This window comes from Paenibacillus profundus, from assembly GCF_021369635.1.
In the GTDB taxonomy this organism is placed as follows: domain Bacteria; phylum Bacillota; class Bacilli; order Paenibacillales; family Paenibacillaceae; genus Paenibacillus_B; species Paenibacillus_B profundus.
The window spans coordinates 78,862-105,200 of record NZ_JAJNBZ010000021.1 but is presented as its reverse complement, the minus strand read 5'-3'; the positions used below and the strand labels follow the sequence as shown (position 1 = coordinate 105,200).

Genomic DNA, 26,339 nt, shown 5'->3' with positions numbered 1-26,339 from the left:
AAAGGGACTCAGACCGTTTCTTTGCGGTACTCCTTGGGCGACATACCGACATACTTATGAAACACAATCGCAAAATGGACCTGACTATTGAAGCCGGTCATGTCCGCCACCTCGTAAATTTTGTAACGGTAATCCAGCAAGAGCTCCTTCGCCTTCTCGATGCGCACCTCATTGAGATAATCGAACAGGCCCCGGTTCACTTCCTGCTTGAACAGTCGGCTAACATAGTTCGGGCTCACGTGGAACTGCTCCCCCAAGCTTTTGAGCGAGATCTCTTCCCGATAATTCGTATCGATATATTGCAAAATACCGCGGATGAGCGGACTGTATTCCTTATGCTGCTGCGATAACTTCTCCGCCAGCCGTTCATTGAACAGCGAATGATAGACAACCGACAGCTCGCTGAAATCCTCAATCTCTTCCAAGCGGTTCGCATCGCCCCAATATTCCTCGCCGTCCTTCAGCATGAACAGCAGGCCTTGATAAATTTTGCGGACATCCTTCTCGTCCATGCATTCGCTCTGCTGCAGGAACTGCTCCCACGCGGACAGGCTGCGGGCGAATTCATCGTATTTCTCGTCCTTCAGCCCGTTCTTCATCGCCGCGATATGAGCGTTCACCTGCTCCAGCGCTTGCTCGGCATCCCCTTCCCGGTGCGCCTGGGCATAAAAGATCGGGTCGTTCGGGTGATAGAACTTCCTTGCCAGCGCCTGCTGCGCCTGCATGACCGCCTGGCCGCACTCCTGATACACTTGTACGGGCCCGCTTATTCCGAACACGGTGTCGATGTTGACGAACCTTTTCAGCGCAGCGCTAATGAGATAGACGAGCTCGTTCACATGCGCGAACGAGGCTTGCACGCTCTTCGTGCTGCTATGGCTCACCAATACGGCGTACAGGTTGTCCTCCAACTGCACATACTCCGCCTCTGGCTCTTTCGACAGCAGCTCAGAGACGATGTTCCCGATCGTATTGGGCAGGATGGACGCATTGTCCTTCGTGTAACGTTTAAAAACGTGCGTGTAATTTTTAATCGTGAACAGCAGCGCATACAAGTTGCCCTCCTGCAGCTTCGTCTGCCGGATGCCGTTCAAGCTGCCGCGAAGCAGGTGGCGCACAACATCCTCCTTGCTCTGAACAGAGCCGTCGCTGAGGCTGGGCGATCCTTCGGAACCGGCCTCGGCTTCCTCCTTTAATTTGGCCAGCACCGCTTCGATTTCTTGCACATTCATGCTCGGCTTATGAAAATAATCAGCGGCCCCCAGCTTCATCGCCTTTTTTACCAGAGCGAAATCGTCAAAGCTGCTCAGAATGATCACCTTCGCCGGGACGTGCAGCGCTTTCATCTCCTGCAGCACTTCTAGACCGTCCTTCTTCGGCATCTTGATATCAAGCATGACAACATCCGGCTGCCGCTCCAAAATGAGCTTTATCGCCTCCTCGCCATCAGCGGCTTCGCCCACGATTTCCATGCCGGCCGCTTCCCAGCGGATCGCCGATTTCAACCCGATACGAACCAAGGGCTCGTCATCCACGATTAATACTCTCATTGCAATCCCCCCGTTCTTCCTCTGTAATGACCGGAATGATGATTTTGGCGGTCGTTCCGGCATTCTCTGTGCTCGTCATCCACAGGCCGCAGTCTGTCCCATAGTTCAGCTCGATGCGCGAGCGTATATTTTTCACCCCAATCCCGTTCATCGGATCCGAACCCGGACCGGGCTGCAATTCTTCCAGATCCGCACCTGACATGCCTCTACCGTTGTCAGCGACAATGATAACGACATGCTCGCCCTCGCGGTGGATGCGAATGCTCAGCTTCCCTTTGTAAGGAATGCCGTCGAAGCCGTGAAAAATCGCGTTTTCCACCAGCGGCTGCAGCAGAAATTTCAACGTCTTGTATGGAAGCACCTCCGGGTTAATGTCATACTCCACCTCGAATTTGTTAAGATAACGGAAATCCAATATATTCGTATAATTCCGGATGAACTCGACTTCCTCCTGAATCGTCACCTCGTCGCTCTCTGCCTTCGCCGTAAACTTGATCACCGAGGAAAAAGCGGTCAACGCCTCTTCGATTCCGGTCGCTCCTTGAATTTTTGCCATCCACTTGATGACATTGAGCGTATTGTACATAAAATGCGGCCGAATCTGCGATTGGAGCGCCAGCAGTTCCAACCGCCGCTTCTCTTGCTCTTCGTCATAGATGCGTTGAATCAGCCGCCGGATTTCCTGCAGCATATGGTCGATCGTGATACTGATTCGGCCCACTTCCCCATGCTGAATATCAATGTTGACGTCCAGCTTGCCTTGGGAGACCTGCTTCATCTTCGCGTTCAAGGCAGAAAGCGGTTTCGTAATACTCGTCGCGATATATATCGAAGCAAGAATGGACAAGGCGAGCAGAACGAGCAGCGAAATGAAAATCGTCCGCACGATAACGTCCACGAACGAGAACAACTCCTGCTTCGGTATAACCGTCACCGCTTGCCAATTCGTCACCTCGGAAGCTGACGTGATAATGTAATTATCGGCATCTTCCCTCGTTTCGAGCTCTCCGCCGCCTGCAGGCTTCCTATTTTCCAGCACGTTTGCTGCCGCCGACCCGATATCCCCCGGATTTTTGCTGTATACGATGTTCTTCTGCTCATCAATTAAATAGAATTGCGTATGCTCCGTGAAGTGAATGCTGCTCCACAAGCCTGCCAGCTTGTCGATGCCGATGTTAAGCAGAATCAAGCCTAGGTTCTCCTTCGTATATGGGTCGACAATGGCGCGGCCAATCGATACGACCGGAGTGTCATGGAACGACATCAGCTTCTCGGGATGGATGCCGACCGGAACGACAAGCCCTTTTTGCTGCAAAATCGTTTGGATAAACGGCTCGCTGTAAAATTCCTGTTCCAAATAACGATGATCCATATAGCCGTTATTACTTCGCCCCACTACGACATGATTGGTGCTCTGATAGATGACGGCCGAGTCCAACAGATCCGTATAGAGCATCATGCTATTTCGAATAATTCCGTTCACCGTATCGAAGTCCCGGCCCCGCTCGTATAACGGATAAGGGAGCGAATCATAGTCTTTGCGCATAATTTGAAATATCGTCTGATCCCGCTCGGGGTACATCGCCAGCCGCAGCAAGGGCTGCAGGGAGGTATCGATGTTTTTGGCGATCTGGTTGTTGTTGTCCACTGCTGCGTCCAAAATCATATTCCGGTTCGAATCCATATACAGCCACGACAACGTGCCGCCGATGATGACGAATGGAATAATGAGAAAGCATGAAAACACGATAATGAGCTTATGCTTCAAGCTTACATTGCGCAGCCGGTTCCTGATGTTCCGCATTCAATCCTCTCCCCGCTGACAGCGCCATTAATGCGCTTACATTGCAAAAAAACAAAAAGCCCATCGCAAGCTGGTTGGCATCGGTGCAGAATCTTAGGTGAGCAGCGTGTGGATGAACTTCTAATCTTAGTGTAACGCATGAGTCAATATACTCAAGGGACACATAATTCCATGTGCTGCGCATCTGGAAACTGATCGGCTAACGGATCGATCAAGGCAGCCTATCTATTGCAACATGAGTTGAGAACTCTATATTGCTCATCTTTCTGGCAAAATGAGTTCATCTGTTTCTTAGGCGCTTATTGCTCGCACGGTAACAGCAGCCCCCGAACAGCCCATTGGAAAACCTACAGCGGAAAGCAAGGATTGAGCGGTTAAATGGCAGGGAGACTGCATTTGATCCAATGGATGAGGCAAAGGGAAGCCCTTCCAACCTTTTGTCCTTATTTCCCTCCCCTCTCTATTGAAAGCGGAACCAACCTTATCTCTACCTTCACTACTTCGCACGCCCTCCATTCTCGTAATATCCTAAACTCTAAAATTTACATATTCATAAGTTGACAACTCCCCGGTTCTGTCCTATTATTCATACTATTCCAATCAGGTTTAACTATTTTAATTTAGTTAACAACTCATCCTTTTAATGGGATATAGGGAGTTCTCTTTTTTCAAGCTATATACTTACTATTCGGATTACATTACTAAGAATTATAGAGACAGGAGAATAAACGAATATGTATGTGCTAAAACGGCTGTTCACCATGCTGGTTACCCTGTGGATCATCGTCACCTTAACCTTTGTAATCATGCATATTATCCCGGGCGATCCTTTTGCTACCGATTCCAAGGCCATCCCTGAATCCGTCTTGGAAAATATGCGGGCCAGGTACAACTTGGATAAGCCATTGCCCACTCAATATATATTGTATTTGAAAAGCTTGCTTACCTTGGACTTGGGTCCTTCCATTCAATCCAAAACAACAGATGTGAACACCCTGATTGCCAGAGGCTTTCTCCCATCCGCCATATTGGGCATACAGTCCATGCTCTTGGCGCTTGTTGCCGGAACCGCCTTGGGCACTATCGCGGCGCTCAACCATAATCGCACCTTCGACTATATATCCATGTTCGTCGCTATGATCGGCATCTCCATTCCGAGCTTCATCTTAGCCCCGCTGCTGATTAAGTATATGGCGGTGAAATGGGGATTGCTCCCCGTCGCATCTTGGGGAACATGGAGGCATACGATCTTGCCGTCGTTGGCGTTAGCCGTCACTCCCGTGGCAATCATCGCCCGCTTCGTGAGGACCAGCATGCTGGAGGTGCTGCATCAGGAATATATACAGACGGCCGAAGCCAAGGGCTTGTCCACTTGGAAGATAGTAGTTCGGCACGGGCTACGGAATTCATTGATTCCCGTGTTGTCCTTTATGGGGCCGCTATTCGCCTCGGTCGTCACTGGCACCTTCGTTGTCGAGAAAATTTTCGCCATCCCGGGCATCGGCAAATATTTTGTAGACAGTATTTTCAACCGGGATTATCCCGTCATTATGGGCACGACGATTTTTTACAGCGCCGTCCTGGTGGTCACTTTATTCCTGATAGATATGTCCTATCGGTTCGTCGATCCGAGAATCAAACTAGCCAGCAAAGGAGATTAGCATGAAAGCATCATCAGCCGAATTGGATCATCTGTTCCACCCCATAGACCGGAGCAGCATGGCAGATCAGGTCCTAACCCGGCCAAGCGTTCCCTTATGGAGAGACATGATCCGGAAATTATTGAAAAACAAACTGTCAGTGCTGGGGCTTGCCCTGCTGCTATTGATTATATTGCTCGCGGTGATAGGCCCGTCCTTGCTCCCCCATTCGCCGAGCACACAATCTTTGACGCGAACGAACCTGCCCCCTTCAGCCGAGCATTGGTTCGGCACCGATGATCTGGGGCGGGATGTATGGGCGCGGACCTGGGCCGGTGCCCGAATCTCGCTTACGATCGGCTTTGCCGCGGCGGCCATCGACTTGGTGGTTGGAATTATGGTGGGCGGCGTATCCGGTTATATGGCGGGGCGGGGACGCCTCGGCGATCGGGTGGACAGCATTTTGATGCGCATCGTTGAGATTTTGTACAGCATTCCTTATCTGCTCGTCATTATTTTGCTGCTTGTCATTATGAAGCCCGGAATCATCACAATGATTGTCGCGCTGTCCATTACGGGCTGGGTGGGAATGGCGCGGGTAGTGCGCGGCCAGATGCTGCAGTTGAAGCAGCAAGAGTACGTATTGGCAGCGCAAAAGCTGGGAACGTCGCATGCACGCATTATTTTCAAGCACCTGCTTCCGAATGCAGCAGGCATCATTATTGTCAATTTGACGTTTACGATACCGGCGGCCATCTTTTCCGAATCGTTCCTCAGCTTTCTCGGTCTGGGCGTTCAAGCCCCTGCGGCCAGTTGGGGCACGATGGCCAACGATTCACTCGGGGTCATCCTGAGCGGGCAATGGTGGCGGCTCTTTTTCCCCGGATTAATGATTTCGCTCACTATGTTTGCGTTTAATGCATTTGGCGACGGGCTGCAGGATGTCCTGGATCCCCGGTCGCACAATTAAGGAGGTGCACGCATGAATCATTTGCTGGAGGTTCGTCATCTGAATGTTGCTTTCCGCTCCCGTGAGAGGGAACTTCAAGCCGTGCGTGACGTGTCCTTCCATATCAACGAACAGGAAACATTGGCAATCGTAGGCGAGAGCGGCAGCGGGAAGAGCGTGACGGCCCGGGCTATTATGGGCATGCTTCCCTCTCCCTACGGCTCGATTAAAGGCGGAGAGATTCACTTTCAAGGCCAACCCATTACAGGTCTTAACAAAAGAGCGTTGCGGAAAATAAGGGGCTCCGAGATTGGCATGGTGTTCCAAGATCCAATGTCGTCGCTCAACCCTACCATGAAGATTGGCGCGCAGATTGGCGAGGGATTGCTGCAGCACCAGAAGTTTACCCGGGCCGAGGCGCGGCGCAGGACCATCGAATTGCTGCAGCTGGTGGGCATCCCCGACGCAGCCAGCCGGTATCACCAGTATCCGCATGAGTTCAGCGGAGGCATGCGGCAGCGCGTCGCCATTGCGATTGCGCTTGCCTGCAACCCGAAGCTCCTCATCGCAGACGAGCCGACTACCGCGCTGGATGTGACGATACAAGCGCAAATCATGGATATGCTGACCGACTTGCAGGAACGCATGGGCAGCTCCATCCTGCTCATCACCCATGATTTGGGTGTCGTGGCTGAAGTGGCTCATCGCGTTGCCGTGATGTATGCCGGAATTATTGTGGAGACGGGTACGGTAGAAGATATTTTCGAGCGCCCCAGACACCCTTATACCTGGGGACTCCTGCAATCGACACCGAAGCTGGATGCGCCGGATCAGGAGCGCCTCGTACCGATTGAGGGATCTCCGCCCGATCTGTACTCGCCGCCGCAGGGATGTCCGTTCGCACAGCGATGTCCTTACGCGATGGAGGTGTGCGTCCATCATCTGCCTGAAGCCATGTCATTCACTGATAACCATAGCGCGCGGTGCTGGCTGAACGATCCCCGTTCCCCTGTGGAGCACGCACCTATCGCAGCAAGGAGGAACGAATATGCCGGAGCCCATTCTTGAAATTCACGAGCTGCGCAAGCATTTTCAGATCGCTTCCGATCGGGTCGTGAAATCGGTTGACGGAATCAGCTTAACCATCCAACCCGGAGAGACGCTCGGGCTCGTAGGGGAAAGCGGCAGCGGTAAATCAACACTTGGAAAAACAATCGTGGGACTGCTCGACGCTACATCCGGAAAGGTGGTGTTCAACGGCAAAGACACTGCTCTGGCCCGAGCCAAAGAGAAACGGGAATTGAACCGCAATATGCAAATGATCTTCCAAGACCCGCATGCCTCCCTTAATCCCCGGCTGAGAGTCGGAGATATTATCGCGGAAGGGATTGACGCTCACCGGCTGGCAAGGGGGCAAGCCAGAAAAGAGCGGGTCGCCGAGCTCCTAGAAAGAGTCGGCCTGCATCCGGATCACGCCTTGCGATTCCCCCATGAATTCAGCGGCGGACAGAGGCAGAGGATCGGCATCGCGCGTGCATTGGCGGTGAAGCCGCAGTTCATCGTCGCTGATGAACCGATATCGGCGCTCGACGTGTCGATTCAAGCGCAGATTGTCAACCTGCTGAAGGATCTGCAGGCGGAAGAAGGGCTGAGCTACTTGTTCATCGCCCACGATCTGGCCATGGTCAAGCATATTAGCGACAGAATCGGCGTGATGTACTTAGGCAAAATGATGGAGCTGGCCGACCGCAGCTCACTGTTCCGTGAACCGCTCCATCCTTATACGCAGGCGCTTCTCTCGGCAATACCGGCTTCGAACCCTTCGGAAAGAAGGCTGCGCGAAAGAATCGTGCTGCAAGGAGATCCGCCAAGCCCGCTCTCTCCGCCAACGGGATGTCCGTTTCACGCCAGATGTCCCGCCGCCACGGATGTGTGTGCGCATCACATGCCGGAAGGCAAGGAGGCGCGCCCCAACCATTGGGTCGCTTGCCATTTATATTAGTTTTTAGTAGCCTTTTCGATCACCTACTTATATTAACGGAGGAAAGACAATGAGAAAATGGAACGTAATGATAGCTATTCTACTATTCGCAGCAGCCGCCTTGGCTGGGTGCGCAGGCAAGGATAACAGTGCCGCCAATCCGTCCGGCGCAGCGCAAGGAACTGCCGAGACCGCTGCTGAGAAGATTCCGCAGGTGCTGACCACGAATCTGTCCGGCGGAGAACCGTATACACTGGATCCTGCCTTCGCATCGGACACGACTTCGTATTTTATTATCGATAATCTATACGAAGGGCTCTACACCTATGACAAATCCGGAAAAATCGTGGAGGGCGCGGCCAGCAAGGTAGACGTGTCAGCCGACGCCAAGACATACACCTTCACCATCCGCGATGGAGCCAAATGGTCCAACGGCGATCCGGTAACAGCCCAAGACTTCGAGTACTCTTGGAAGCGTATATTGAATCCGAAGACGGCCGCTTATGACCCGTCCTCTCTCTACTACATTAAGGGCGCCGAGGAATATAACACGGGCAAAGGGAGCGCGGAAGACGTTGGCGTAACGGCCAAAGATGAACACACGTTAGTTGTGGAATTAAAAGCGCCGCTCAGCATCTTCCCTATTATTGCGGTGGGACATGCCTATCTCCCCGTCCGTTCGACGGTAGTAGACAAGGACGAGAAATGGGCAGCCGAGTCCAACACGATTGTCGGCAACGGGCCTTACGTTCCACAGGAATGGAAGCATAACGAACAGATTACGCTGGCCAAGAACGATCAATATTGGAACAAGGATGCCATCTCGATGGAGACGATTCATTTTAAAATGGTGCAGGACGCAACGACCTACTATCAAATGTACAAAACTGGCGATCTGGACATGATCCTGTCCTTGCCATTGGATACTATTGATCAAGAAAAGCAAAATAAAGAATATTTGTCTCATCCTTCTTTTAGCGTCTATACGTATTCGTTTAACGTGAAGGAAAAACCGTTTACCAATCAAAAAATCAGACAAGCCTTCGCTTACGCCATCGACCGTGAGTCCCTCACGAAAAATGTGACGAAGGGCGGGGAAACGCCTGCTCTCGGATATGTGCCTTATGGGCTGACCAATCCGTCTGGCAAAGACTTCCGCGACGATGCTCCAGAGAAATATTATGAGTTCAATGCTCAAAAAGCGAAAGAATTGCTTGCGGAAGGTTTAAAAGAAGAGGGCTTGACCCAGCTTCCGCCGGTGTCGTTCAAGTACAACACGGCGGATAATCACAAGAAAGTGGCGGAAGCTCTACAGGAAATGTTCAAAGAAAATCTGGGCGTGGAAATCAGGCTGGAGAATCAGGAATGGAAGACCTACATCGATACGTTCAAGCAGAAAAATTTCCAAGCTGCCCGGATGGGATGGGAAGGCAACTATTTGGATCCATTGGGCGTGCTGGGTCATTATACTTCTAGCAACTCCAACAACTTCACGAACTGGAGCAACAAGGAGTACGATAATCTGATCGAAAAGTCCACATACGAATTGGACCCGAACAAGCGGGTTGAATTGCTTCAACAAGCGGAGAAAGTGCTGATGGATGACCTGCCGATCATTCCAATCCTGTTCTCAGCAGACACTGCATTGGTAAGTCCTAAGGTAACAGGCATCATATTCGATGCTCGTTCCAACCCTGATCTGCGCTTTGCAACACGGGTCGAACAATAAATGCTCAAGCGTTATATTGCAGTTACCTTCATGGTGGCGGGTATGCTCTACATCACATATTCGCCATCTGCCTTCGGCAATGCCGCAGACATTGCCATCGTCAATCAGCTATTCTTGTATAGCTTGATTGCGTTGGTCATAGGCGCTAGCAGTTATGTGTTGCACACCGGATTCTTGACACCTGTCTTGCGGGGGTTCGCGGGACTTGGATCACTATTCGTTCAAAAATCAAAAGCGCTGCGGGAAGAAAACGAACGGCTTCAATCCGATAGCTCCCTGCTCGCTTGGAAAGTCTCTATTTCCCGCAAGTTGGCAGCTTACGCTTTGGGCGGCGGCTCCGGCATGCTGATCGGGTCTGTAAGTCTCCTGCTTTTCTATTTTTGAATTTGCCTCATCATATGATCTGATCATACAGACAGGCTATCCTTTGCGTAGATTTTGTTCTACAGTAGGGATAGCCTGCTGCTTTCTTCACTGCTAATCAAAAGGCTGCGTTAATCCTTAATGTTGATATCTGATATATGTGAACAATAGTTGGGATATCCTATTACCGTTTCAAGTCTGATGGGAAAGCTTGGTTCCGTTACTTAGACAGCAAGGAATATGAGAACACAATCACAGAAGAAATGAGATGATGTTGAATGGATAAGGAAATTAAACTCTTGGCTATTTCGGGGAGTCTTCGTCAAAACTCCTCGAATACAGCACTTATGAATGCTATCATCGGATTAGCCCCGGAAAACATGAAATTCACCATCTATAGCGGGTTGGGCGACCTTCCACATTTTAACCCTGACATCGATATTGACGAAGGACCTGTTCCGGTCAGAGGACTAAGAACACAGCTTAAGGAAGCAGATGGTGTGCTTTTATGTACACCGGAATATGGGAACGGTGTGCCTGGCGTTTTGAAAAATGCCCTGGATTGGCTCGTATCTACAACCGAGTTTATGAATAAACCTACAGCGGTAATCAGTGCCTCACCAACTCCAATGGGCGGGGATAAAGCTCATGCTTCACTTCTGCTTACACTTAAAATGATTAATGCTGAGATTGTAGAGAGAGGAACATTGATCATACCGCACATCACTTTGAAACTGAATAAAGAAGGCATTATTACGGATCCAAAACTAAAGCAGGAGTTATTATCCGTGCTCCAGGCACTTGAGCAGGCTTGTTACTAAGGCTAGAAGATTACAAACCATGAAATGAGAATTGTTGACGGGGACTGCTTCATTCGTTCCTTTGCTTCACTCTCCCCATCCTTCAGAAAGAAGCACGGCCAAGAGGGCAATCGACGTCACCATTGTGCGCTTTATGCCGACGCTGGGCAGCTGACATCACCATTGCCCGCTTTATGCCGACGCTGGGCAGCCGACATCACCATTGTCCGCTTTATGCCATAGCATCTATACGAATCAGCATATGCCGTATCCGCGCCAACATCCTTTCTGACTGTATGGGAGAGTGGACAAAGGATACGAAAGGTCATACCACGGTGGGTGCAACCTGAATGACAGGGAGAGTGAGTAGAACGTACAATAGAGCAGCCCCATTTTGGGTACAGTCTCCCAATTTCGGTCATATGTGCATGAAGTTACTACTGACGCAAAAAACCCGCAAGCAATGTGCGGGATACGAATGGTGTATATCTAGCCCGGACTAGATGTATCAATGATGCGATGCGAGCCACAGGATTCGGCACCGGCCAGGATGCGCTTCTAAATGGATGTCAGCGGTATCCGTTACTTGAACCATCCCTTTTCCTTGAACCGCGTGATGGCTTCGATCCGGTTGCTGACATTGAGCTTATCGAGGATAACGGAAATGTAATTGCGGACGGTCCCTGTTGTAATATACAGCTGCTCGGCGATTTCCTTCGTATTTTTACCGTCAGCGATAAGCCCCAGCACTTCCTTCTCCCGCTCGGTCAACGGATTCTCTTCACTGTATGCCTCATCCACCAGCTCCGATGCATAGATGCGCCGGCCGGCCATAATGCTGCGTATCGAGTCAGCCAGTTCCTCACTGGGACTGTCTTTCAACAAGTAGCCGTTCGCACCCGCCTTCAAAGCCCGCTCAAAATATCCGGCTCTGGCAAAAGTGGTTAATATCATCACCTTGCAACCGCATCCCTTTAGCTCCTCAGCCGCGTCTAACCCGCTTTTCCCCGGCATTTCAATGTCCATAATGCAAATATCCGGCTTATGCAGGTGAACCAACTGTACGGCCTCCTCACCATTGCGTGCTCTGCCAACGACACTCATATCCTCTTCCAGATCAAGCAGGGAAGCAAGAGCGCCCAGCAGCATCCGCTGGTCTTCGGCGATTACAATTCGAATCATATCCCCACCTCCTTTTCCGGTTGCTTGAATACGTTCGGCACTTTAATTACGATCATCGTTCCATTGTTTGATACGATTTCCATACTTCCGTTCACAAACTCAAGCCGTTCTTTCATGCCCCGCAGCCCATTTCCTCTTGCGTAGACGGAATCCCCTGCTATGCCGATCCCATTGTCCTTCACCTTGACACTCAGCTCGGTATGTGATGGCTCAATGACGATCGAGCAAGACGAAGCATTGCTATGCTTCACGATGTTGGTCACCGCTTCCTTCAGACACATGCTCAACACATTTTCGTTCAACAGAGAGGTGTTGGACAGCGTTTGGTCGCCTTCCAAGGTAAATTCAATTTCAGCCGCCTTCAAAATCTGCTTGATTCGAAACATCTCATCCTCTAATCTCGTACCCCGCATTTGGGTGACCATTTCCCGAACTTCCTTTAATGCGCTTCTGGCCGTTTGACGGACATCGTTGATCTCGGATTGGGCTTGGGTCGGGTTCTTGCTTATTAATTTACCGGCTAAGTCGCTCTTCAGACCGATTAAGGAGAGCTTCTGACCAAGTGTATCATGGAGGTCACGGGCGATTCGTTGGCGTTCTTCCAGCTTGACCAGTTCGGAAATCCTTTTATTCGCATCCTCCAGCTGGTCCTGCAGTTTTTCTCGCTTGTTGCGGTTGTAAGTGGTGACAGGAAGCAGAATCACGCCGATCAGACTGACAAGGACAAACGGCAGCTGGGAAATCAATACAGGGTTTTTCGTTACAAAGCCAAAGTTGATCGTTGCGATCGTGCTGACGAGATGGATGGTGTATAACGTAAAAAATCCGATCCGGTGTTGGATATTCCCTATAAAAAACGCTAAGAAGAGTGAGAAATACACATAGCCGAACCACAAGGTCATCGTAATGGAGATCAATATTTGCACGGATGTCCAAAAGTACATCAGCCAGCCTTTCGAAATAAAGGAAAGCACGTAGCAAATAAAGAACATCAGAATCATAACGATGCCAATTACAACTTCGTACGTGGAAGAGGCGCGAAAAATGAAATAAAACGGGAGGATGTAAAAGACGACCCACACATACGGACTAAGACCCGTGCTTTTGTGAAAAATCTGATACCACTTCTGCATGGTCGTCCCCCCTTTTCTTCGCTGAACTATTTAATTGTATATTAACACAAACGTTTATGAGCGCGTTTATTTTCCCTGCACGCTTGGGGTGCGGCTTTTCATCGTTTCGGCTACAGAATTAGGCTTGCGCAGCACATGCTTGATATCTTTAAAACCTACAAACGTTTTATTTTGTTCATCCCATAGTCGAAAACGGAGCGACTTCAGGCTAGTCCCGATTGTAATCGTCGTTGCTTTCTGCAGGGGTGGAGTTGCATTATGCGCCTTCTCTAGGTTATAGTTTGGCACTTTGGGGCTCAAATGATGAACGTGATGGAACCCAATATTACCGGTTACCCATTGCAAAATCTTAGGCAGCTTATAATAAGAGCTTCCTTCCACGGCAGCCTTCACATAGCTCCACTCATCTTCGTTCTCGAAGTAAGAATCCTCAAACTGATGCTGGACATAGAACAACCAGATCCCCAACATGCCAGATAAGAAAAAGATCGGTCCCTGGACCATGACAAACGCCTGCCATCCAATGGCCCAGCACAGCAGCGCGTACAGAGCGACGATGGATACATTTGTTACGTAAGTGCTGATTCGCTCTTTCCGCTTCGCTCCTTTGCGGTTAAAGCGGTATGAAAATAGAAAAATAAAAATCGGTCCGAGCCCCAGCATTACAAATGGATTCCGATATATCCGATAAGCAATTCGCTTCATTAAGGGAGCTGCGGCATATTCGTCTATGGTAAGAACCCACATATCTCCGGTTCCCCGTTTATCGAGATTACTGCTCGTTGCATGATGAATCGAATGGCTATTTTTCCACTGTTGATACGGAACGAGTGTAATGACACCCGTGATGGTGCCAAGTATATCATTGGCTAGGCGGCTTTTGAAGAACGATTGATGACAGCAGTCATGGAAAATGATAAAGGTCCGGATAACAAACCCTGAAGCGACGATCGCAATGGGAATGGTAAGCCAGTACGATACAGAAAGGCTTAAATACGCTGCATACCAGAGCAGCACTAAAGGCACCAAGGTGTTAATAATTTGCCGAATGCTAGATTTCAAATCGATTTTTTCATATGGTGCGACATTTTTCTTTAAGCTGGATAGTTTGGATTGAGTCATCGTATGTTTTTCCTCCTAGGGTATGACACTTGGGGAACATATCCGAACAACAACGGCAGATTCCTATCTTCAGTATAGAAAATACAACCAGCTTGTTGTAGTCATAAACGTCAAGTCGAGAGTATGACAAATGTCATATAGGGAGGCGGAGCATACGTGCTGCATCAGCATTTATTTAGGTTTCATGCCAAAAGAGCCATGGGACTCTATCCCATGACCCTCTCATCCGCCTGATTACGCTGCTAAAATGTTCAAACGCTGCCAAGCGCGCTTCCTCCACCTGCGCAGCATCACAAGCGCCCGCACCCATTCATCAATGGCGAACGCCAACCAGATACCTGTCAGCCCCAGCTCGAATACAATCCCGAATACATAGGCCAACGGCACACTGATCCCCCACATGGACACCAAGCCGATGAGCACCGGAAACTTGACATCGCCCGCCGCATTCAAGGAACTAATGAGCACCATGTTGCAGGCACGGGCCGGCTCCAGCAGAATGGACAAGAGCATGAGCTGCTTCCCGAGCCGCATAATTTCCGAATCGGATGTGAAGAGACCGATCAATAGATCGGACAGACTGTACAGGAGGATGCCCACGGCAAGCGACACAAGAACCGCCAGCTTCAGATGGCGAATGCCGGATTGATAGGCATCATCCTTGCGCATGCTCCCAATCAAGTGGCCAACCATAATTTGCGTGCCTTGGCCAATCGCCATTGAAAAGACGAAGACGAAGGACGTAATGTTTTGCGTATAAATCTTGGTCGTCAATGCTGCCGCGCCCAATAAGGCTACTAAATACGTGATGACCACCTGGGACAGATTATAGGATACGTGCTCGCCTGCCGATGGTATTCCCAGCTTGAAGATCAGATGAAGGTTCCCCTTTCTCATATGAAAAGGATTCATCAAGCGCACCGGCTGCTCCAGCCGCCGATTGCACACAGCCCAATAAGCAGCCAAAGCGATAGCCCGGCTGATCCAAGTGGATACAGCCACGCCTTCCACGCCTAGAATCGGCATCCCGAACGGTTCCATTAGAACCAAATAGTTGCCGAGAATATGCAGCAGATTGACGCCGAACGAGATGACCATCATGTCCTTCACCATTCCCCGGCAGCGCAGCATTGTACCGAGCGTCATATTAATGGCGATCATGAACACGGAGCTGCCGACGATGGACAAATAAGCGCTGCCTTCTGCCAGCAAATCGGGAGGCAGCTTGAACAGGAGCAGGAACACGTCCGCATATGCGCACAATACTGCGCTGAACAGAAGACCGATCATCAAATTCAACGTGAGGGCCGTTCTGCTGATTGCATCCGCTTCGTGCAGCTTGCCCGCGCCAATCCATTGATTGAGCACGACACTCGTGCCCACGGTAACGAATCCGAACATAAGGCCGACTACCGTCAGTATCTGATTGGCTACGCCAACGGCCGCCACAGCTCCGTCGGAATAGCTGCTCAGCATCATCGTATCCGCGGTGCCGAGCAGCATTCCGAACAGAGACTCCATGAAGATCGGCCATGTCAAGGACAGGATGCCGTAGCGAGAGCTATACGCTGTGCTCATATCTGGCAACACTCCCGTCATCCAACCGGATCCATGTCTGGAAACGGTGTTGCCCCTCGAGCAGGCGAATAATACGGGCTCCCCGCTGCAGTGTGCCGTAACCGCCGTATCCTGTCACTCTTCCGTACCCGAGCCGAATCCCGTGCAATGCGCCTACATAATCGTTATCGTGATCATGGCCGGCGAAGGCGCCCATAACATCTCCCTTCTCGGCCATCGCTGTGAACAGCCCGCTGTTCAGACGGGGGCAGCATACGGCTTCATGCCTAATGCCTGAGGCTTGACCGGATTCCCAAGCTTCCTTGTACTCCGGTATCGGAATATGGAAGAAGGCCAAGCTCGGCAAGGGGCTGCCGTTCTGCTGATGATAACGAAGCGACTCCCGGCGATACCAATCCACTTGATCCGGATGAATCCATGCGTATCCCCCGACGGATGCGGGAGCCATATCACCCGAATCGAACAAATACAGCAGGGCTGCATCGGATGAATCCGCTGACGACTTCACCGTAAGGCTGTAGTTGCCTACCCCGTGAATATCCATCGGCCCGGATTGCGATATCGAGAGCCGATAAGCCGATATCCCCTCCAGCAGCTGCTCTCGGGTCGCGCTGCTCTCCGCGTCATGATTGCCGAAGATGACGGCAAATGGCACCTGCCTCCGCTCCGGGACCGCGGCGATCCGGCGCAGCGCGGCGATGGGCTGCTCCACTTCCTTCCCGTACAGCATATCGCCGGAATAGACGATCAGATCGGGCTGCTCCGCCTCGATGATGCGCTCGGTCAAGGCCAAGGTGCAGGAGTCCTCTTCGTCCTTGCCGCCTCCGACATGCAGGTCGGTGAACTGAACGATTGTAAATGTGCCATCTGGGCGAAATTTCAACGGAATGCTCATCTCAATAAGTCACCCCTGTTCCAGGAACAGCGGCTGCGAGAACGCTCCGAAGCCCCCCTCCAAATAGACCGCCATCCGCACATACCCTTCATCCCCCTTGCAGTCGTACACAATCTGCTTGAACCTGCCCGTCTCCTCATGAAGCACCCTTCCGTTCTGGCCGATGAGCGTTGCGTACTTGTACATCCCATCCAGATGAACGTCGGACGGCAGCTCTGCCACGATGGTCGATCCTTCCGTACGGATAGACTCGAATCCGTATCCGGTAGACACGTAGAAGCTGCCGTGGCGAATTGCGCTCAGCACCGCTTCTCTGGTGTTCTCGCGGGCGTACACCATATTCCACGCTCTGCGCTCTTGGCCGTACGCATGGAAGTCGTCGTTGCCGAAGCCCCACACCTTCCGTCCTGAGGACAGCAGGGCATCCCACTTGTCGAATGCAATGTCATATTGCGGATGACCGTCGCCATTGATGACTTCGATGCCTGTATAAGACGACAGCCGGAGCATATCTGTGAACTTCCAGTATTGGGAGAAATACCGGTTCGGATGGACCAGCACCGATATCCCGCCGTTCTCCAGACACATTGCAGACAGACGCTCGTAATTGCCAATCGTGAACTCGTTCGTATAATCGTCCATCAGCGTATCCGGCGGCTGCACCAGCAGCATGTGCGCCTGCGGGCTGCTCACCTCGATCGCTTCGAATAGTGTCGGAATCGGACTCTCGTCCGTATGCGGCGTAATCTGATCATGATCGGAAATACCTAGAAAATCATAATCATTGTACATCCGGTATACCGTTGCCAAAGGATGATGACCGTCGCTGTTCGTCGTATGGTTGTGGAAGCTTCCCCGCAGCCACAGTCCTTCTTGTGCATATGGATTTCTAATGTTCATGCAGCCAGCCTCCTGTCATGATGAGCAAAGTAGTTGGGTTAAGCACAATACGAAAATCTTCTATTCCTTCATCGAGCCGATCATCACACCCTTGGCAAAATACTTCTGCAAAAACGGATATACGAGGACAATCGGCGTAATGACGATAATGATAGTCGCCATTTTCAGAGATGTGCCGGTAACTTGCATCTTGTCCAGCATCTGCATCTGCAGCGAACCCGCCGAGCTCATCAGCGTCTCAGTCAGCGCCTGCTGCTTCGTGAGCATTTCCTGCAGCAGCGTTGACAATGGCTTCAGGTTCGGATCGCGCACATAGAAGGCGCCCGTGAACCAATCATTCCAGTGCCCTACCGCGTTGAACAAAGAGATGGCGGCAATGACGGGCTTGCTGGTAGGCAGAATGACGCGGGTAAATATCCCGATATCGCTGCAGCCGTCGATCCGCGCCGCCTCTTCAAGTCCTTCCGGCATCTGCTGAAAGAACGAGCGCATAATCATCATGTTCCATACACTGTACAGAGCTGGTATGACATACACCCATATGCTGTTGGTCAGATGAAGCTCCTTCAGCACGATGTAGTAAGGGATGAGCCCGCCGCTGAACAGCATCGTAAAGAACACGAAGAAGGTAAGCTGCTTCTGGCCGGGCAACGTCTTGCTCTTGAGCGCGTAAGCCGCCATCGCCGTCAGCAGCACGCTTAGAAAGGTACCTAAAATGGTGCGAAATATCGAGATGAAGAAGCCGTTCACGATGTTGGATTGGCTGAACACTTCCTTGAAGTTGTCCAGCGTGAACTCCCGCGGCCAGAAGTAAATGCCGCCCTTGGCCGCGTCCGTCCCCACGTTCAACGATAGCGCCAGCACGTTCAATGTCGGCAAAATAATGGACAAGCACAACAATACAAGCAAGCCGTAATTCAGAAACGTCATGAGCCCTCCGAACGTTGCCGGAAGCGGCGCAGCCGTCTTTCTCATCATCGTCCCTCCAATCATTCATGGATGGAGAGCCCCCCACCCAGCGGGGGAAGGCCTCTCCTCTTGCCCGCTTCCTTCCAATTAGAACAGAAGCTTCGTCTTCGGATCTTGATCCTTCTTTTTCAACAGCTTGATATAATCATCAAGTCCAGCCGTCTTCAACTGCGCCGCCGCGCTGTCGAGAATTGCTTTCGCTTCGTTCAGGTCCTTCGCATAGTACGCGCGGATTAAGCTTTCCTTGTACTTGTCAAGCGCCATGTTCAACTGAGTTCCTTTGCCGAACTCGCCGATGAATGCCAGTGCGGCATAGCCGTCCTTAATGTTCGCTTGCTGCTTTTTCTCGTCGTAACGCCAATACTGTGCGATTTCCAACGGACCTTTGTTCACATCCGGCTTGGCAGCTTCTCCGTAGCTCGCTTCGCCGAAGTCAGCCAGGTCGTTCAAGTCCGTGCCGCCAAGATACCAGCCCCAATCGTTGCCTACACCGGCGAAGCCGAGTTCCTTCGCCTTGACTGGATCCTTATCCAACAGATCGAGCACTTCTTGCTTCGGCACCGGATTGCCCTTCGCATCCAAGTCATAGTCGCGGCCTTCCAGCCCATACTTCCAGAGCAGCTTGCCTTCACGGCTCGCCAGGAAGTCGGCCAGCTTCACGATATCTTCCGGATTGTTCGTTGTCTTCGGAATAGACCATGCGCCGTAACCGCCCTTATACGTCAAGTTCATCTGGTATGAGCCGTCCACCGAATTCAACGGTCCGAGCGGAATATACCGGTTGTCCTTGTTCTCGATGACATAGTTATGCACGTCCCCGATTATAGCGAAGGAATCGTTCAGTACGCCCTCTTTCGCCCGATTCTCTTCCATCGAATAATATTCGGGGTGCATCAGCTTCTCACGGATGAGCTTCTGCACGAATTCAGCGCGCTTCAGACCGTACTCCGTCTGGCTTTCATGCAGAATGACGCCATTCCCGTCCCGCTTGAATCCTTCACCGTTGAAGCCTGTCCACACCAAGTCGTTATACAGGACATCCCGGTCAATGCCTCCCCATACCGTCGGCCCGATTGGATAGATATCTTTGCCGTTCTTGTCCTTGAAGTTACCGTCCTTAATCTTCTTGGCCAATTCATAGAGCTGCTCCGACGTCGTGATAGAACGTGGATCTACGCCGAGCGAATCGGCAATATCCTTGCGGATATAGGGACCCGGTACGTACTTCCGTACCTCATATCCTCCCTCACGCGGGATATTCAGATGAATCGTATAGGCCGATCCATTGAATTCCGGCCGGAATAGCACGCCGTATTTTGTATCAAGCGGCAAATAATCGTCTTCTGTGTATTTCTTGTATATGTTCGTGTCCTTCAGGAAAGGCGCCAAATCATGGAACATGTCCTCGCGAGCCGCCTTGTTCACAAGCTCCATCTCCGGACGTCCGCTATGGTTCAGATAGTATCCGATGAAGTCTGGCAAGTCGCCTGCGGCCAGTCCTGCCGCCAGCGCTTTCTTCGACCCGTCATGTCCGACCGCCTGCAATTCCAGTTCGATCCCGGTCATTTCTTTCAATTTCTTGGCAATGTCCGGGTTCATACCTTCGGTAACATCGCTGCCCATGAAGATAAGACCCTTAATCTTGCGATCGGCAATCCACGTAGAAGGCTTCCCTGCGGCTGCTTCCTTTTCCGTGCCGGCCTCCTTCGCGGCATTCGGTTCGCTGGACCCGCCGCATGCCGTCAGCAGGATGGAAAATACAATCGTCAGTGCCGTCAATTTGGACCAAAGATGCGTTCGATTCAATGTCATTTCTACTCCCTCTCCTCTGGGTTGAATATATGAATAGCTAATGGAATGAGACTTGCATCCATCCCCTCGGCTTACCACAACGATGATTGGAACCATTTCTTAGCCACCTGGTTCACGGTCAGCACGAGAATCAAGCCGATGACGCCCTGCATCATGCCAATCGCCGTACCAAAGCCGAATTGGCCGCTCTCCAATCCCATATAGATGATGTACGTATCCAATATTTCCGAGACATTCATATTCCCCGGTGTCTTAAGCAGATAGATCTGGTCGAACCCGGCGGATAAGATATTTCCCAACGACAAGATGAACAGCACGATAATCGTCGGCCGGATTCCAGGCAATGTAATGTGCCAGATCTGGCGCCACTTGTTCGCGCCATCCATCTTCGCCGCTTCGTATAGCGCAGGATTGATGCCCACGATTGCCGCGTAGTAGATAATTGAGCTCCACCCGACATCCTTCCATATATAGCTCCAGAACATGGTCGGATAGAAGGCGCTCTCTTCCATCAGGAAGAAGGTGCTGCCATCACCGCCCAGCCATGAGATTACCTGGTTGACGAGCCCTGTATCCGGCGCCAGAATGCGCTGGAGCATCCCGACGACGATGACCCATGAGAAGAAGTGGGGCAAATAAGCGATGCCTTGGAACAGATTCCTCAGTCTGGAGTTCCTAACCTCGTTGAACATCAACGCCAATATAATCGGGAAAGGCAAGGCCAGAAATACCTTCATAGCGCTGATGATAAGCGTGTTCCGAATAAGCTGGATGCTCTGTGGATCCTGAAAGAACATTTCAAAGTAGGTCAGCCCAATCCACGGGCTGCCGAATATTCCCTTGTTGAACTGATAATCCTTAAAGGCAAGCACAAGCCCTGCCATGGGGATGTAAGAGAATATAATAAAGAACACGATACAGGGAAGCAGCAGCAGATACAGCTGATAATGGCGCCCCATCCTTCTCCATAACCGCGACCGTTCGCTGGCGCGTCCGAGCCCGCTTAGCTCCGCCGCATTTATGACGGATGTGTTCCGTTCCATGTCTCTTGCACCTCCCTCACGGAAATGATCTGTTTATGCCTCATGCTGTTCGTCCACCTTCCGTAACCGCATCAGTTGTTCCGGCATCATAGTCGTGATGCTGTCTACTCTCATATCCATCAAGCTGCGCATCATCACAGCCTCATCTACCGTATATACCGATACCATCAGATCAAGGGAATGAGCGCATTCGACGAATGCCGGACTGCACATCGAATAATGAAGATTGATGCCGCGGTAGCCTTGCTTCTTGGCTTCCTCGCATATGCGCTGAATGAATGCCTCGTCTGTCCCTGCATCCTCATCCGTCGATTCCGGGGCATTCAACAGCAGCGACATCCCCTCCGTATCGACCTGAATTCCTTCCGTGCAGCCTGTGACATACACGAGCCCTTCAGCATGGAGCGCCTTGACGATCTGGAGTGTCGGATTGACGCTCTCCGCATTCTTGATATCCAGGTTCAGCTTCATTCCGCGCCGCTTCGCCTCTTCAATGACATCTGCGAGCAATACCAGCCCATGCTCGCGGTGCGGCGGTCCGAGTCTTGCTCTGGCCGGCATGCGATTCAGCTGCCGGGCGTCATATAGCTCAAGCAGGAGCGAATGATCATGAAGGAGAACGGGCTCCTCCTTGCAAGTGATGCGGATATCCAGTTCAGCGATATCCGCCCTCATGGCCACCACTTCCATGAATGACGCCCACGTATTGGCGGGCGCTTCGCCACAGCCAGTATGAGCGGTGACAAGCGGGCGTTCCTCTCTGTTCAACAACATGCTCACCTCGGTTATGATTAGCCGCCGCTGATGAATGCGGACTGCTGATTAGCTTTAATGTGCTTTTGATTGCAACGTTTGCTGTTGATTAGCTTTGATGCTGCTCTTCCCGTAACGTTTGCTGTACGTTCCTTTTGTTTCTTTTCTGTTGTTGTGATATGTATACTATAATTAATGAATGTTTTCGTGATATGAACGGGATATTAACGTTTTTTTAAGCCCGATTGGACGTATTTTGAATCTCCATGACAGGTTGTAAGGAGCTGATTGGCGGTCCTGTATCAACAAGAATGTGGTTTGTTGTGGCATTTTCTACCTGAGAACAAAAAAAAGAACCGGATTCAAGTCCGGTTCCTCGTCTCCACCGTGCAATTGGCAACAATCCAAGTAATCGCTTTGATTTCCAACTCTTGCGTCCATGACGGCGGATGCGCTTGATCGCATACGATAACGTCGATCTTTTCCAGCGGTGCAATATGGCAGAAGGCCTGTATGCCGATCTTGCTGTGATCGGCAAGAACAATTACTTCCTTCGCGTTCGACGTAACCATTCTGGAGATGACGGAGTCATTCATGTCATAGTCGCTAATTCCCGTCATGATCGACATCCCGCCTACCGAGATGAACGCCTTGTCTACATAGAAATTACCCAGCATTTCCTGACATAGATGTCCGCTGACAGACTGCTGCTCGGGCGAGATCTCACCCCCCAGTATGATGACCCTTCCGCTGAATAGGCCTTGGGATAATGACTCCCGCAGCAGACTGGCCACCGTCAAGGAATTGGTTATGACCGTTATCCGTTTCTTCCCCTTCAGGGCCCGGGCCAATTCATGTATCGTCGTCCCCGTATCCATATATACAGTGTTGCCGTCCTGAATCAGCTCCGCCGCCCGCCAGCCGATCGCTTGCTTGGCTTCATGGTTGAGGATTTGCCGCTGCTGATACGGTGGCTCGCCCTCATCATACTGCACCTTGACAGCTCCGCCGTATACACGCCGCAACTTCCCCTCTTCCTCCAGAACAGCGAGATCGCGGCGAATCGTCTCATTGGAGACATGCAGCTGCTCGGCCAACGAGATGACGCGCACCTTGCCGCCCGCATCTAGCTGCTCCATAATGTGCCGCTTGCGTTCTTCCGCTAAGAGAGACATCGATATCACTTCCTCATTTCCATCATGGAATCATCCTATTCGAGATTAAAGCGCTCTTGAAATTGAAACGGAAGCTGAAAGCAATCATACGGCCCAGTCAAAAATCGAAAGTCCGGATAGGCGGGCGCCGCGCATTCGGCTAGGCGCTCCACCCATGGCGAGAAGGTCCGGAACGAGATCCGGTTCGCCCGCTCGTCGAATTCGGCCAGTCTCATCCAGCCGTTGCCGCCGCGGTAACTGTCCTGGTAATTGATCAGCAGTTGAATGACTTCTTTACCGCACTCGTTGCGCCTTATCCGATGAACCGCTCCGTCATAATGCCCATTCACCGTCATGAACACCTGATTATTGGGAGCGACCAGCTCCTCCCAAATGATTGTGCCGTTCTCGGAGTCATGGGGAATTCGCCGCTCTCCGTCACGCTCCGCATAGAGGATGTCATGCGACACAAGAATGGTCGGCAGATGCCGATGCTGGCCGAGCACTCCCTTGCACCAGCTCATATCATGCAAAAGATGTTTCATGTCCACCATCAGCCACACATAGAAGTAGCTTCCTGCCTCGATGACGCCATACGAGCTGTAACGGGACGGCGAGCAGCCTTTGTAGTAATCCTTATGTGCGAACCGTTCTGGGCCGTAGTAACGCAAGTACGTATCGTCAGCGTCATAATCGTGATTTCCCGCCGTCATCATATATGGGATACGGCATTGATCCATGATGTCAATCGCCTTCGAAGAACGCTCCCACTCGTCCAATGCTTCGCTATGGTCGACGATGTCGCCTAGGACAGCAGTCATCGCAATACGCGCTTTGCCATGATGCTGCGCCGTCCATTCGACTTGTGCTGTGAACATCTCAGGATTGAGATAGACCAGCTTCTGCGGATCCGGGATAAATGCAAAATTGTAATTGTCCTCTCCATTCAGCAGAACGATGCGCTCATTGGTGCCTTGCAGCACCTGCTGCGGCTTGGAATCGATGAGCCAGTCCGCCCTGACTAGAGGCTCACCTGCGATGCGTATCTCCCGAATCGCTCCGGAGAAGAGCTTGTCCAGACGTCCGCCCCATTCGGATGCTCCGATATTCCAGCCTCTGCCCTCTACTTCGGCAATGCCCGCAATATCTCGCGCCGGACTGTTGTAGTCGCATATTCCGTTCACATACAGAAGAGTCTGTTCCGTATCATTGATGATGACGACATGATGCCACTCATCCGCCTTCAGATAACGCGACCAATTCGTCACTGAAGTATCCCGATTCATCGGATGGCACACCCATTGATACTCCTTGCAGTTCGATACGGACAATGTCGCGAGCAGCTCATTTTCTCCCTTGCGGCCAATATCCGCTCCCCGCCCCTGTCTCGTCATCACCCCCATCCAGCTGTGCCTGTCTTCATGGAACGGCTGAGGAAGCCGAACGATGGCCTCTATCGTATAGCCCTGCTCAAATCGCTCTCGGTTGATGGGCGCGTCCTTCACCGTTTGGAAATAACAGCCTCTTGCCGACCGGATACGGTCATTATAAAAGACAAGCCCTTCTTCCCCGTGAGCGCTGTTCGTCCACGATAGCGGCAGGCAGGTCTGCCCCTTGGATTCGTGATGCACTACGACCGATTCAATCAGATTGCCGCTGCCGCTCACATCCTCTATGACCAGTGACCCTGCTTGTATGGAGCCCGACTTGACCCGATCGGCGGCAAATCTCCAATGTGCCAGAGCTCGAACGGGCCGTTGACGCTGCGGGATCTGCATCATGCGTTCATGCTGCATCGCATGCCACCATCACTCTCAATATTTGCCTTGCCGTCCAACCGTGCCTTGTCCATGAACCATGCTCTTGCTTCCGGCCAGTTGTTCACCCGCACAACCCCTGTCTCCCGAACATTGTGCGGAGCCGTAAAGAGGATGCCTTGCCCCTGGAAGCGCCGGAGCTGCTTCACGTTGTCATCAATCATATAATCGGCGCGAACGATGCTCTTGTCTCCGCAGAAGACGAAGTTCATGTCGGACAGAAAGCCGAAGTTCTCTCTCAACCAGTCGTATTTGGCCCGAAAAGAAGCCGGAACCTCCATCGCCGCCGTGGTAATATAAATCTCGTAATGTTCACTGAGCTCACGAATCACCTCTTGGCTATGCTCCATCACCTTCAATTGACGAAAAAAATCCTCGCGGCCGTAATAGCTCTCAATTTCTTGTTTTCGCCCGGGCCGGGCCTGCACCAATGTCGCACCTTGCAGTTCCGCTATATTCAGATGATCGTGATAGTCCCTGTTATACCACTCCACATGTGTTGCCGCCGTATCGGCCATCACTTCATCCATATCGATTGCGATGCGTTCCACAGCGATTCCCCCTTATAACTGTCATGAAAACAAACAACAAATCAAATAAACATTAAAGAAACAACCGGATACCACAATCATAGAAGGAATATGTTTTCATCAGTTTAATCCGTTGTAAAAGTATTGTAAAAACGAGGACAACCAACGCGAATACCCGAACGAATATCATTCGTTCGGGTAAAGGAAACATCAGTCATGCCAACGACCGTATGTGTCTTCCTACTGTACTCCTGTTCGAGATTTCTCGTTCGTGCAATGGCGCGTTTAGACTGACGGTCAGTCGCATCATCCGCCCCTTTGCTCCATTCTCCCCTTCCATCAGAAAGTGGAATTCTCAATGGCCACTCTGGTTAACTGCCATTATACTCGGCCGCTTCATTCCATGGTATACGAGGCGGCATGGGCTTAATCCTCGATGTTATCTATCCTTCCTGACTGTATGGGAGAATGGACATAAGAGCCTTTACACGGAAGCCCGACAATATATTCTCGTTTATGCGATTTATCTCTCAAAATAATAAACCTTCCATAGAAATCAGCACCGTGTACTCTACTGATAAGGTTGCCGGACGTCATAGGTCCTTCCCTCAGTCACTCTTGATCAGGTCAAGAGA

Annotated in this window: 22 protein-coding genes and 1 riboswitch; of the genes, 7 read left to right on the top strand and 15 right to left on the bottom strand. The window is 51.3% G+C overall.

Annotation, left to right across the window (positions count from 1 at the left end; translation table 11 throughout):
* Positions 1–8 precede the first annotated feature (8 nt).
* Positions 9–1,550: a response regulator transcription factor gene (locus LQV63_RS21395; RefSeq protein ID WP_233698228.1), complete on the bottom strand. Its 1,542-nt coding sequence runs from the start codon at positions 1,548–1,550 to the stop codon at positions 9–11.
* Positions 1,528–3,354 (bottom strand): sensor histidine kinase, encoded by a 1,827-nt coding sequence (locus tag LQV63_RS21390; RefSeq protein WP_233698227.1) that lies wholly within the window; start codon positions 3,352–3,354, stop codon positions 1,528–1,530. The genes LQV63_RS21395 and LQV63_RS21390 overlap by 23 nt, the downstream gene beginning before the upstream one ends.
* A gap of 734 nt (positions 3,355–4,088) precedes the next feature.
* Between LQV63_RS21390 and LQV63_RS21385 the strand changes: the two genes are divergently transcribed.
* From LQV63_RS21385 to LQV63_RS21355, 7 genes are all read left to right on the top strand, one after another.
* Positions 4,089–5,015, top strand: coding sequence for an ABC transporter permease (locus LQV63_RS21385; RefSeq protein ID WP_019420930.1), 927 nt, complete (start codon positions 4,089–4,091; stop codon positions 5,013–5,015).
* Between the two features lies 1 nt (position 5,016).
* Positions 5,017–5,964, top strand: coding sequence for an ABC transporter permease (locus tag LQV63_RS21380; protein ID WP_019420929.1), 948 nt, complete (start codon positions 5,017–5,019; stop codon positions 5,962–5,964).
* A gap of 12 nt (positions 5,965–5,976) precedes the next feature.
* A complete protein-coding gene (locus LQV63_RS21375; protein ID WP_233698226.1) occupies positions 5,977–7,011 on the top strand; it encodes an ABC transporter ATP-binding protein in 1,035 nt (344 codons plus the stop codon).
* Positions 6,992–7,945, top strand: coding sequence for an ABC transporter ATP-binding protein (locus LQV63_RS21370; protein WP_233698225.1), 954 nt, complete (start codon positions 6,992–6,994; stop codon positions 7,943–7,945). The genes LQV63_RS21375 and LQV63_RS21370 overlap by 20 nt, the downstream gene beginning before the upstream one ends.
* Positions 7,946–7,994: 49 nt before the next feature.
* On the top strand, positions 7,995–9,653 hold the full coding sequence (locus tag LQV63_RS21365; RefSeq protein WP_233698224.1) for a peptide ABC transporter substrate-binding protein: 1,659 nt from the start codon (positions 7,995–7,997) through the stop codon (positions 9,651–9,653).
* The gene (locus tag LQV63_RS21360; RefSeq protein WP_019420925.1) at positions 9,654–10,037 is read left to right on the top strand and encodes a DUF3899 domain-containing protein; all 384 of its coding nucleotides are present in this window, start codon (positions 9,654–9,656) and stop codon (positions 10,035–10,037) included.
* Positions 10,038–10,294: 257 nt separating this feature from the next.
* Positions 10,295–10,837: an NADPH-dependent FMN reductase gene (locus LQV63_RS21355; RefSeq protein ID WP_233698223.1), complete on the top strand. Its 543-nt coding sequence runs from the start codon at positions 10,295–10,297 to the stop codon at positions 10,835–10,837.
* A gap of 561 nt (positions 10,838–11,398) precedes the next feature.
* Here LQV63_RS21355 and LQV63_RS21350 read toward each other — a convergent pair.
* The 13 genes from LQV63_RS21350 to LQV63_RS21290 form a co-directional block, all read right to left on the bottom strand.
* Positions 11,399–11,998: a response regulator transcription factor gene (locus LQV63_RS21350; protein ID WP_019420923.1), complete on the bottom strand. Its 600-nt coding sequence runs from the start codon at positions 11,996–11,998 to the stop codon at positions 11,399–11,401.
* Positions 11,995–13,131 carry a sensor histidine kinase gene (locus LQV63_RS21345; protein ID WP_019420922.1) on the bottom strand — a complete coding sequence of 379 codons (1,137 nt, stop codon included), beginning with the start codon at positions 13,129–13,131 and terminating at the stop codon, positions 11,995–11,997. The genes LQV63_RS21350 and LQV63_RS21345 overlap by 4 nt, the downstream gene beginning before the upstream one ends.
* A 66-nt stretch (positions 13,132–13,197) precedes the next feature.
* Positions 13,198–14,253 (bottom strand): fatty acid desaturase, encoded by a 1,056-nt coding sequence (locus LQV63_RS21340; protein WP_019420921.1) that lies wholly within the window; start codon positions 14,251–14,253, stop codon positions 13,198–13,200.
* Between the two features lie 234 nt (positions 14,254–14,487).
* Positions 14,488–15,831 (bottom strand): MATE family efflux transporter, encoded by a 1,344-nt coding sequence (locus LQV63_RS21335; protein WP_233698222.1) that lies wholly within the window; start codon positions 15,829–15,831, stop codon positions 14,488–14,490.
* A complete protein-coding gene (locus tag LQV63_RS21330; protein ID WP_233698221.1) occupies positions 15,815–16,726 on the bottom strand; it encodes a metallophosphoesterase family protein in 912 nt (303 codons plus the stop codon). Before LQV63_RS21330 ends, LQV63_RS21335 begins: the two co-directional genes overlap by 17 nt.
* 9 nt (positions 16,727–16,735) lie before the next feature.
* Positions 16,736–17,626 carry a CehA/McbA family metallohydrolase gene (locus LQV63_RS21325; RefSeq protein WP_019420918.1) on the bottom strand — a complete coding sequence of 297 codons (891 nt, stop codon included), beginning with the start codon at positions 17,624–17,626 and terminating at the stop codon, positions 16,736–16,738.
* Positions 17,627–17,686: 60 nt separating this feature from the next.
* Positions 17,687–18,556: a carbohydrate ABC transporter permease gene (locus tag LQV63_RS21320; protein WP_026011011.1), complete on the bottom strand. Its 870-nt coding sequence runs from the start codon at positions 18,554–18,556 to the stop codon at positions 17,687–17,689.
* A gap of 126 nt (positions 18,557–18,682) precedes the next feature.
* Complete coding sequence (locus LQV63_RS21315) at positions 18,683–20,407, bottom strand: extracellular solute-binding protein (protein ID WP_233698220.1); 1,725 nt, start codon at positions 20,405–20,407, stop codon at positions 18,683–18,685.
* 71 nt (positions 20,408–20,478) lie between these two features.
* Positions 20,479–21,450, bottom strand: a complete 972-nt coding sequence (locus LQV63_RS21310) for an ABC transporter permease (RefSeq protein WP_233698219.1) — start codon at positions 21,448–21,450, stop codon at positions 20,479–20,481.
* A gap of 33 nt (positions 21,451–21,483) precedes the next feature.
* Positions 21,484–22,224: a glycerophosphodiester phosphodiesterase gene (locus tag LQV63_RS21305; RefSeq protein WP_233698218.1), complete on the bottom strand. Its 741-nt coding sequence runs from the start codon at positions 22,222–22,224 to the stop codon at positions 21,484–21,486.
* A 341-nt stretch (positions 22,225–22,565) separates the two neighbouring features.
* Positions 22,566–23,378 carry a DeoR/GlpR family DNA-binding transcription regulator gene (locus LQV63_RS21300; protein ID WP_019420913.1) on the bottom strand — a complete coding sequence of 271 codons (813 nt, stop codon included), beginning with the start codon at positions 23,376–23,378 and terminating at the stop codon, positions 22,566–22,568.
* 35 nt (positions 23,379–23,413) lie between these two features.
* Complete coding sequence (locus tag LQV63_RS21295; protein WP_233698217.1) at positions 23,414–25,153, bottom strand: LamG-like jellyroll fold domain-containing protein; 1,740 nt, start codon at positions 25,151–25,153, stop codon at positions 23,414–23,416.
* Positions 25,135–25,725, bottom strand: coding sequence for a 5' nucleotidase, NT5C type (locus tag LQV63_RS21290; RefSeq protein ID WP_233698216.1), 591 nt, complete (start codon positions 25,723–25,725; stop codon positions 25,135–25,137). Before LQV63_RS21290 ends, LQV63_RS21295 begins: the two co-directional genes overlap by 19 nt.
* A 499-nt stretch (positions 25,726–26,224) precedes the next feature.
* Positions 26,225–26,332, bottom strand: a riboswitch (SAM riboswitch).
* Positions 26,333–26,339: the final 7 nt, after the last annotated feature.